Raw genomic sequence first — 8,385 nt, 5'->3', positions numbered from 1 at the left:
GGAACTCCTGTCCTCGGGCGGGCCGTACGGGGGGGGCGGTGGTCAGTGGTCCGCGGTCAGTGGTCGGCAGAGGGAACGCACGCCGCGCCGGGTGCGGTTCGCCCCCGGACGTGCGAGGACCCGGCCCGCGGGTCACCACCGTGGACCGGGTCCGGGAGCCGGGTCAGCGCGAGCGGTTGCCGTGGAACATGTAGGCGCTCTTGCGGTCGCCGTTGCGGATGATCTCGTGCGCGTTGGCCAGCAGGTCGGCGCCGGAGTTGAACTGGTCGGCCAGACTCTGGTCCAGCATGTTGACGGACTGCCTGAACTCGCCGAACTCCTTGGCGGCCTCGCCGGTGAACTCGTCCCTGATCGCGTCGAGCTGCGTGACGATCTGTTCGAGGGCCGCACTCATCCGGCCGGCCACGGCTCGCATCTGCGCGTTGGCCTCTTCGAGGTCACCGTGCATGATCTCCATGTCCATGCTGCTCATGACAATTCCTTACGCCAGGTGGGATGGGGGCGAACGACGCGGCGCGCGGGGGCGCGGCCGGTCCTACTTGCTGAGGAGGTCGTAGACGTCGCCGGTCCACAGGTCCATGTGGGTCTCGGCCTCGTCGGCGGTATCCGCCATGACCCTGCTGGTGTACTGGACGGAGTCGGTCAGGTCCTTGTACTCGGCCATGACCGAGCGGTAGCCCCGCTGCCAGTTCTCGATCTTGGCGACGAACGCCCGGCCCGCGCCGGCGACCATGCTCCGGGCCACCCGGCTGCCGATGTCCTCGGACTCCTTGTAGGCCAGCTCCATCGCGGCGAGGTGCTGTTCGAGGTTGTTGAGGGTCTTGGTGAGTGACTCGGACGACACCTTGAGAAGGATGTCTTCGGGCATCTGATCTCCTTGATCGGATCGTGTGGGTGACGGACTGCCGGCACGGGGAACGGCGCACGGCCCGACACCGGTTCGTCGCCGGGCGGTGCGGGGCCGCCCGGCGGAGCGGTCAGCTCCCGGAGGCGCCGCCGCCCGCCGGGCAGGGCTCGCCGGCCGGCGGTTCGACGACGCTCGCCGAGGCCAGCGCCGCCGGGTCCAGGCTCGGCCCCGTCGGCAGCAGCGACAGCAGCGCCGAGGGCATCCCGACCGCCGCGGCGCCCTCGTACCCGAGGGCCTTCACGGCGTCCGGGGACGGCACCGGGTACTTCACGCCGTTGTCGGACACCAGGTACGTCCCCCCGGGCGCGCCCGCCCCGGACAGCGCGCGCACCAGGGCCCCGGCCCCCGGCCGTACGGACACCCGGTCGGCCCCGCCGCAACCCGGCACCACGCCCGGCTGGGCGGCGGGCGGCAGGCCGGACACCGTCGCCGAGGCGACCAGGGAGACCAGGGTGCGCGGGCCCCCGGCCGCAGGCTCCAGCCGGGTGCAGACCGCCTGGCCCGGCGCCGGGACCACCAGCCGCGGAGGCGTGGCGGGCAGCCCGCTGTCCCGCAGGGTCCCGGCCGGCGCGGAACGGTCGGCCAGATCGGCCGCGCCCACGGCCTGGACGGTGGCGGGCGCCCCCGCGTACGCCTCGCGCTGGGTCCGGGGATCGCCACGCAGCAGCTCGAACGCGGTCGGGCCGAGCCGTGCGAACCCCTGCTGGGTCAGGACGTACGGTTCCCCGGCCGGGCCGGTGAAGAGCTGGCCGACCCGGGTCTGCCGCCCGGCCGGCGCGGGGCCCGCGCCGCCCCGCCCGGGGATCTCCGGAGGAGCCAGGTCGGGCCCCGCGGGAAGGGAGTTGAGCTGGCCGGGGGAGACGGGATAGGGGGTGGCGGAGGTGTAGCCGAGCGCGGTCGCCGCGCCGGTGTCCAGCCGCAGCCGCTTGCCCTGCCACAGCACGTGCTGGACCCCGTCCGGGGTCGCCACCAGCACGCCCTGCTCGGGGGAGAGGGCCTGGCCGGCCGAGCCGGCCCCCACGGCCACCGAGAGCAGCGGGACGGCCCCACCGGTGGGCGCCCGACCCACCAGTCCGCAGACCAGCCAGGCCCCGCCGTCCAGCGCCGACCTGGCCGGCAGGCCGTCGGGTGCCCCGACGATCCCGACCGGCCCGCCGCGCGGGGCCGCCTTGAGCGAGGCCACCCCGACCTGGGCCACCGTCATCTTCTCCCCGGCCACCAGGCGGGCACTGGCCTGGTTGAGGACCGGCCGGAGCTGCCCGCCGACGAACAGGTACCGGGCCCCGGTCTCCTTCACCACCACCAGCGTGCCGGGCTTGGCCCAGCCGGTCGCACCGCCCGGCCTGACCGCCCCGTAGAGGCCGATCACCAACGCGATGAGCACGGTGAGGAACACGCTGGTGCGCACGCCGCGGGTGGTCCGCCGGGTCGGCAGGTCCGGCGCGTCGGGATCGCCCCGCAGCATGCCGGCCCCGAGCCTGTTCATGACGAACAGGTGGGCCTGCACCTGGTCGCGCCTGGACTGCATGGGAACTCCTCCTGAAGAACGTACGGGTCGGGGCGGGGCCCGGCCGCGGGCCGGCCGCGGCTCAGCCGCTGAGCCCGCGCACCCAGCCGAAGACCCCGGCCACGGTCAGCGCGAGCGGCAGCAGGCTGAGCGCCAGCGCGCTGTGCAGCAGGTCGCCGGCCCGGCCCCAGTACGGCAGCGTCCGCCGGCCGGGCAGCGTCCACGAGGCGATCGCGAGCGCTGCGGCCAGGGCGGACAGGCCCGCCAGCAGCCCCAGCCGGCCGGTGCCGCCCAGCGAGGCCGCCCACCGCACGGTGAGCAGGCCCAGGCCGTAAACGCCCGGCAGGATCAGCGACAGCCGCTGCCACAGCGAGCCCACCTCCCGGGCGTGCAGGACGAGCAGCAGCGACAGGACGGCCGCCGCCACCGCCGGGGCCCAGCCGGGAGCCCGGACGACCAGGGTCAGACAGCCGGCGCACAGCGCCCCCGTCACCACGTGGAACGCGGTCAGATAGCCGTCGGCCACGACCGTGCGGTCCAGCACGTCCTGCGCGGCGAGCGGCTCGATGTCGTCCTGGAGCTCGTCCGCGGTGCGCGGCAGCGCGGGCAGCTTCAGGCCCGACAGCCGGAAGGCGAGGCCCGGCAGGAACGCGCCGAACGCCACCACCAGGACGGCCAGCAGCGCCGCCGTCTGCGGAACGTCGAGCCCCGCCAGCGTGAGGGCACCGGCCACCGCCCCCGCCACCGCGGTGATCAGCAGCCCGAGGAAGAGCGGCGCCGAGCAGGCCACCGCGGCGATCGCCATGACCGCCCCGGCCGCCGCCGCGGAGCTTCCCGCGAGCAGCCGGGCGGCTGTCGCATCACCGCTGCCCGCCGGCAGCAGCGCCCCGGCCAGGGCCAGGTAGGGCACCGCCGCCGCCCCCAGCGCCGTACCCGCCCCGGCGTCGCCCACCGCCCGGGCGGCGGCGGCCGCGCCCAGCAGCAGCAGGGCGCCGGTCACGCCCGCCGCGGGCGCCCGCAGCGGTCCGACGGAACCGGACAGGGCCAGCAGGGCCAGTCCGCCGGCGAGCACGGCCAGCGCCAGGCCCAGGGCCAGGTGGTGGGTGAGCGCGGGCCGCCAGCCGTCACCGCGCTGCTCCAGGCCCACCGCCATCCCGTCGACCAGGTCGTCGAAGTGGACCGGGGGGAAGGCCTCCCGCCGCAGTCGCAGGAAGAGCCGCTCACCGTCGCGCAGCCCGAGGGCCTGGGCCGACCTCTCGGGGTCCAGGGGTTCCTCGCCGAGCCGCTGGAGCACCCAGCCGCCCGCCTCGACGGCCTCCTCGTCGAGGTCGTCGCCCGCGTAGCCGAGGACCGTCGGCAACAGGTCCGCCAGCGGCAGGTCGTCCGGGACGGAGAGCTCGACCACCTTCTGCGGCCCGTGGAACCTCAACCGGCACAGTCCCGCCACCGCGCTACCGCTCATCGCCCGTGCGTCCTTCCCGCTGCTCGGCCGGGCGGAATCGCCCCCGGCGGCCATGGGAACGCGCGGCACCCGGCGGCCGGTTCGTCCGCCGGTCGTACGGCCGGGGGAGCGAACCGGGCCCGGCCGGTCGCGCGTTCACCCGTGGGCAGCAGGCCGTCGAACCGGATCGGCGGACGTGGCGTGGCGTGGCGTGAGGAGTTTCGTTGAGCGTGGTGCAAGTCGTCCGTCCACCACGGCGGCCGGGCCCCGAGATGCCGGACGGCGAGATCCAGCTCCAGGAGCCCCCCGGTCTCCCCGAGAAGCAGACCGGCCTGGGGAACATCATCACGATGGTCCCGATGGCCCTGTCCTCCCTGTCGATGGTGTTCATCTTCCTGCGGCCCAACGGCGGCCTCATGACGTACATCGCCATGGGAACCATGGCGGTCTCCGCGATCGGCATGGTGGTCACGCAGATCATCCGCGGCAGCGCCGACCGCAAGGAGGAGCTCACCGCCGAGCGCCGCGACTACCTGCGCTACCTCGCCCAGATGCGCCGTCAGGTACGCAAGGACATCCGCAGCCAGCAGGAAGCCCTGGCCTGGCGGAACCCGGCCCCCACCGAGCTGATGGCGCTGGTGCGGACCTCACGCCTGTGGGAGCGGCGCGCCTCCCACCCCGACTTCAGCGACGTCCGGATCGCCACCGGCTCCCAGCGCCTCGCCGTACGCCTCGCCCCGCTCGCCACGAAGCCGGTGGAGGACCTCGAACCGCTCGGCGCGCACGCCCTGCGCCGCTTCATCCACGCCTACGGGCAGGTCGCCGACCAGCCCGTGGCCATCCACCTGCGCGGCTTCGCCCACGTCCTGGTCCGCGCCGAGCCGGCCGGTTCCGGTCACGGCCCCGGGGCCGTGACCGGCACGAGGCCCGGGACCGGGACCGGGGCCGTGACCGGGGCCGGGCCCCACCCGGCGGACTCCGCCATCGACTCCGACCCGGACTCGGACCAGGGGGTGCGCGCGCTGGCCCGGGGCGTCCTCGCCCAGCTCGTCACCCTCCACGCACCCGACGAGCTGCGCATCGCCGTGGTCGCCGCACCGGACCGCCGCGCCCACTGGGAATGGACCAAGTGGCTCCCGCACGCCCTCCACCCGGACGAGACCGACGCCGCCGGGCCGCTGCGGCTGGTCGCCGGCACCATCGGTGAGCTGGAGCAACTGCTCGGGGAGGAGTTCGGGGCCCGGCCGCCCTACGAACCCGACGCCGTCCCGAGCCGCGACGAGCCGTACACCGTCATCGTCCTGGACGGCGCCACGTTCGCCACCCCGCACCGGGCCGCCCTCGGCGGCTACCGCAACACCACCGTGATCGACATCGGGTCCACCCTGGACTGGACCCACAACCGGCTCACCCTGCGGCTGCGGATCACCGAGGACACGGACGGCACCGGCCGGCGCACCCTGGAGATGGTGGGAGCCGACCGCAACCGCAAGGACGAGATCACCGTCCTCGGCTCCCCCGACGGCCTGTCCCTCGCCGCGGCCACCCGGCTCGCGGCGTTCATGGCCCCGTACCGGCTCGGCGACGTCCTCGACGCGGGCGAACCGCTCGCCGGCGACTTCGACCTCACGACCCTGCTCGGCATCCAGGACCTGTACGACTTCGACGTCGCCCGGCAGTGGGCCCAGCGCCACCCCTCGCACAAACTGAGGGTCCCGCTCGGCATCGGCCCCGACGGCACCCCCATCGACCTGGACATCAAGGAGTCGGCCCAGGGCGGCATGGGCCCCCACGGCATGCTCATCGGCGCCACCGGCTCCGGCAAGTCCGAGCTGCTGCGGACCCTGGTCCTGGCCCTGGCCCTCACCCACTCCTCGGAGATCCTCAACTTCGTCCTCGTCGACTTCAAGGGCGGCGCCACCTTCCTCGGCCTGGACCGGCTGCCCCACACGTCCGCCGTCATCACCAACCTCGCCGACGAGGCGGACCTGGTGGACCGGATGCGGGACGCCCTGCACGGCGAGATGATCCGCCGCCAGGAACTCCTGCGCGCCGCCGGGAACTACGCCTCCCTGCTGGAGTACGAGACGGCGCGGGCCGCCGGGACCCCCCTGGACCCGCTGCCGACGCTCTTCGTGGTGGTGGACGAGTTCTCCGAACTCCTCGCCGCCCACCGCGACTTCATGGACCTGTTCGTGATGATCGGCCGCCTCGGCCGCTCGCTCGGCGTCCATCTCCTGCTCGCCTCCCAACGCCTCGACGAGGGCCGCGTCCACCAGCTCGAATCCCACCTCTCCTACCGGATCGGCCTGCGGACCTTCTCGGCGATGGAGTCCCGGGGCGTCCTCGGCGTGCCCGACGCCTACCAGCTCCCCCCGCAGCCCGGCAACGGCTACCTGCGCTCCGACATCTCCACCCTGACCCGCTTCAAGGCCGCGTACGTCTCCGGCGCGTACCGCCACAAGCGGCGGGTGGCCGCCCAGCGCGCCGTGATCGACGGCCGGGTGGTGGCCTTCGGCACCGCGTACGTCCCCCCCGCCCGACCGCTGCCCGCCGTACCCGCCGCGCCGGCCGTCCCGGATGCCCTGGACGCCCCGGACGTCCCGGAAGAGGAGGGGGGCACGGCGACGGCCGAGGAGACCCGTTCGCTGCTCGACATCGCCGCCGAACGCCTCCTGGACGCGGGCCCGTCCGCCTACCAGGTGTGGCTGCCGCCCCTGGACGTGCCGCCGACCCTGGACGAACTGCTGCCCCCGATCGCCCCCCACCCCACGTACGGGTTCGCCGTCGAGGGCGAGGCCCGCGGAACCCTCAAGGTCCCGGTCGGCATCGTCGACCGCCCCTTCCAGCAGGTGCGCGACCTCCTGGTGGCGGACCTCGGCGGGGCGGACGGACACATCGGCATCGCCGGGGCCCCGCAGTCGGGCAAGTCCACCCTGATCCGCACCCTGATGACGGCCCTCGCCCTCACCCACACCCCGGGCGAAGTGCAGTTCTACTGCCTGGACTTCGGCGGCGGGACGCTCTCCGGCCTGCGCGGCCTGCCGCACGTCGGTGGGATCACCGGACGCCACGACCCCGACCGCGTGCTGCGGACCGTCGCCGAGGTGAACTCGGTCGTCACCCGCCGCGAGAAGTACTTCGCCGAGCTCGGCATCGACTCGGTCGCCGCGTTCCGCCGCCGGAAGGCGGCGGGTGAGCTGCCCGACGACCCGCACGGGGACGTGTTCCTGGTCATCGACGGCTGGAACACCCTGCGCCAGGAGTTCATGGACCTGGTCCAGCCGCTCACCCTGCTGTCCCAGCGCGGCCTCAACTACGGTGTCCACCTGGTCGTCGGCACCACGCGCTGGGGCGAGATCACCGGCGCCCTCCGCGACCAGCTCCAGACCCGGTTCGAACTGCGGCTGGGCGATCCGGTCGACTCCGTCATCAAGATGCGTGCGGCCGCCAAGGTGCCGAAGAGCCCGGGACGGGGACTGACGGCGGACGAGATGCACTTCCTGTGCGCACTGCCCCGGACGGACGGCCTCGGCACCACGGACGACCTGGGCGAGGGCATCGCCGACCTGGTCGACGCCGTCGCCGACCACTGGACCGGCCCGCGCGCCCCCGAGGTCCGCATGCTGCCCTCGGTCCTGGACCCGGCCGACCTGCCCGGGCCGCACGGAACCCTGCGCATCCCGCTCGGCCTGGAGGAGCACGACGTCCAGCCGCTGTGGCACGACTTCTCGCAGGACCCGCACCTGATCGTCGTGGGCGACAGCGAGTCCGGGAAGACCAACCTGCTCAGACACGTGGCCGCGCAGGTCATGCGCGCCTATGCGCCCGACCGGGCCCGCTTCATGCTGGTGGACTTCCGGCGCGAGATGTACGCGACCGTGCCCGAGGAATACCGGCTCGGCTACGCGGTGTCCGCCGACCCGGCCCGCCAGATGGTCACCGGCGCCGCGAACGCCCTGGCGAACCGGCTGCCGTCGGCCGACATCACCCCGGACCGGCTGAAGTTGCGCGACTGGTGGAGCGGACCGGAACTGTTCCTGATCGTGGACGACTACGACCTGATCGGCGGCTCGATGTCGGCCCACCCGTTCGCGGCGGTCCTCGACCACCTGGCCCAGGGCGCGGAGATCGGCCTGCACCTCATCGTCGCCCGCTCGGCGAACGGCGCCGGCCGAGGCCTGTCCGACCCCCTCCTGCGCAAGCTCCAGGACGTCAACACCCCGGCGGTGCTGCTGTCCTGCCCACCCGCGGAGGGCTACCTCTTCGGCGGCACCAAGCCGAAGGTCCTGCCGGCCGGCCGCGCCCTGCACATCACCCGGCGCCGCACGGTCCAGCTCCAGACCCCTTTGCTGGGGCCGGAGGGTTCGCAGCCATCGCAGAACGGGGCCGAGGGATGAGTGGCCCCGGCGCCCTTCGCCCCGCCGCCCCTCATCCGTCGCCCCCGTTCTTCGATGGCTGCCAACCCCCCGGCCCCACCCACGGGGTCTGGAGCTGGACCGTTCGGCGACGGGTCATGTGAATGGCGCG

At 74.3% G+C, this 8,385-nt stretch carries 5 protein-coding genes; 1 reads left to right on the top strand and 4 read right to left on the bottom strand.

The window, feature by feature from the left end; all coding sequences use genetic code 11:
- Window positions 1-163 precede the first annotated feature (163 nt).
- The 4 genes from EF918_RS28290 to eccD all read right to left on the bottom strand — a co-directional run bounded on the left by EF918_RS28290 (window position 164) and on the right by eccD (window position 3,876).
- On the bottom strand, window positions 164-472 hold the full coding sequence (locus tag EF918_RS28290) for a WXG100 family type VII secretion target (protein WP_125651768.1): 309 nt from the start codon (window positions 470-472) through the stop codon (window positions 164-166).
- Window positions 473-535: 63 nt separating this feature from the next.
- Window positions 536-868, bottom strand: a complete 333-nt coding sequence (locus tag EF918_RS28285) for a hypothetical protein (RefSeq protein ID WP_125651767.1) — start codon at window positions 866-868, stop codon at window positions 536-538.
- Window positions 869-977: 109 nt separating this feature from the next.
- Window positions 978-2,435: a type VII secretion protein EccB gene (gene eccB, locus EF918_RS28280; protein ID WP_125651766.1), complete on the bottom strand. Its 1,458-nt coding sequence runs from the start codon at window positions 2,433-2,435 to the stop codon at window positions 978-980.
- Between the two features lie 61 nt (window positions 2,436-2,496).
- Window positions 2,497-3,876, bottom strand: a complete 1,380-nt coding sequence (eccD, locus tag EF918_RS28275; RefSeq protein ID WP_125651765.1) for a type VII secretion integral membrane protein EccD — start codon at window positions 3,874-3,876, stop codon at window positions 2,497-2,499.
- 251 nt (window positions 3,877-4,127) lie between these two features.
- On the opposite strand from eccD, the gene eccCa reads away from it, so the two are divergent.
- Window positions 4,128-8,255, top strand: a complete 4,128-nt coding sequence (gene eccCa / locus EF918_RS28270; protein ID WP_125651769.1) for a type VII secretion protein EccCa — start codon at window positions 4,128-4,130, stop codon at window positions 8,253-8,255.
- Window positions 8,256-8,385: the final 130 nt, after the last annotated feature.

Origin of the sequence: Streptomyces sp. WAC06614 (genome assembly GCF_003949795.1) — a bacterium.
GTDB lineage: Bacteria > Actinomycetota > Actinomycetes > Streptomycetales > Streptomycetaceae > Streptomyces.
Note: the sequence above shows the minus strand (reverse complement) of the source record. Positions and strands in the feature narration are given on the sequence as shown.

What these genes read in the sequence shown, in the direction of transcription:
- EF918_RS28290 (WP_125651768.1), bottom strand. Translation starts at nt 472, where the DNA reads ATGAGCAGCATGGACATGGAGATCATGCACGGTGACCTCGAAGAGGCC.
- eccD (WP_125651765.1), bottom strand. Translation starts at nt 3,876, where the DNA reads ATGAGCGGTAGCGCGGTGGCGGGACTGTGCCGGTTGAGGTTCCACGGG.
- EF918_RS28285 (WP_125651767.1), bottom strand. Translation starts at nt 868, where the DNA reads ATGCCCGAAGACATCCTTCTCAAGGTGTCGTCCGAGTCACTCACCAAG.
- eccCa (WP_125651769.1), top strand. Translation starts at nt 4,128, where the DNA reads ATGCCGGACGGCGAGATCCAGCTCCAGGAGCCCCCCGGTCTCCCCGAG.
- eccB (WP_125651766.1), bottom strand. Translation starts at nt 2,435, where the DNA reads ATGCAGTCCAGGCGCGACCAGGTGCAGGCCCACCTGTTCGTCATGAAC.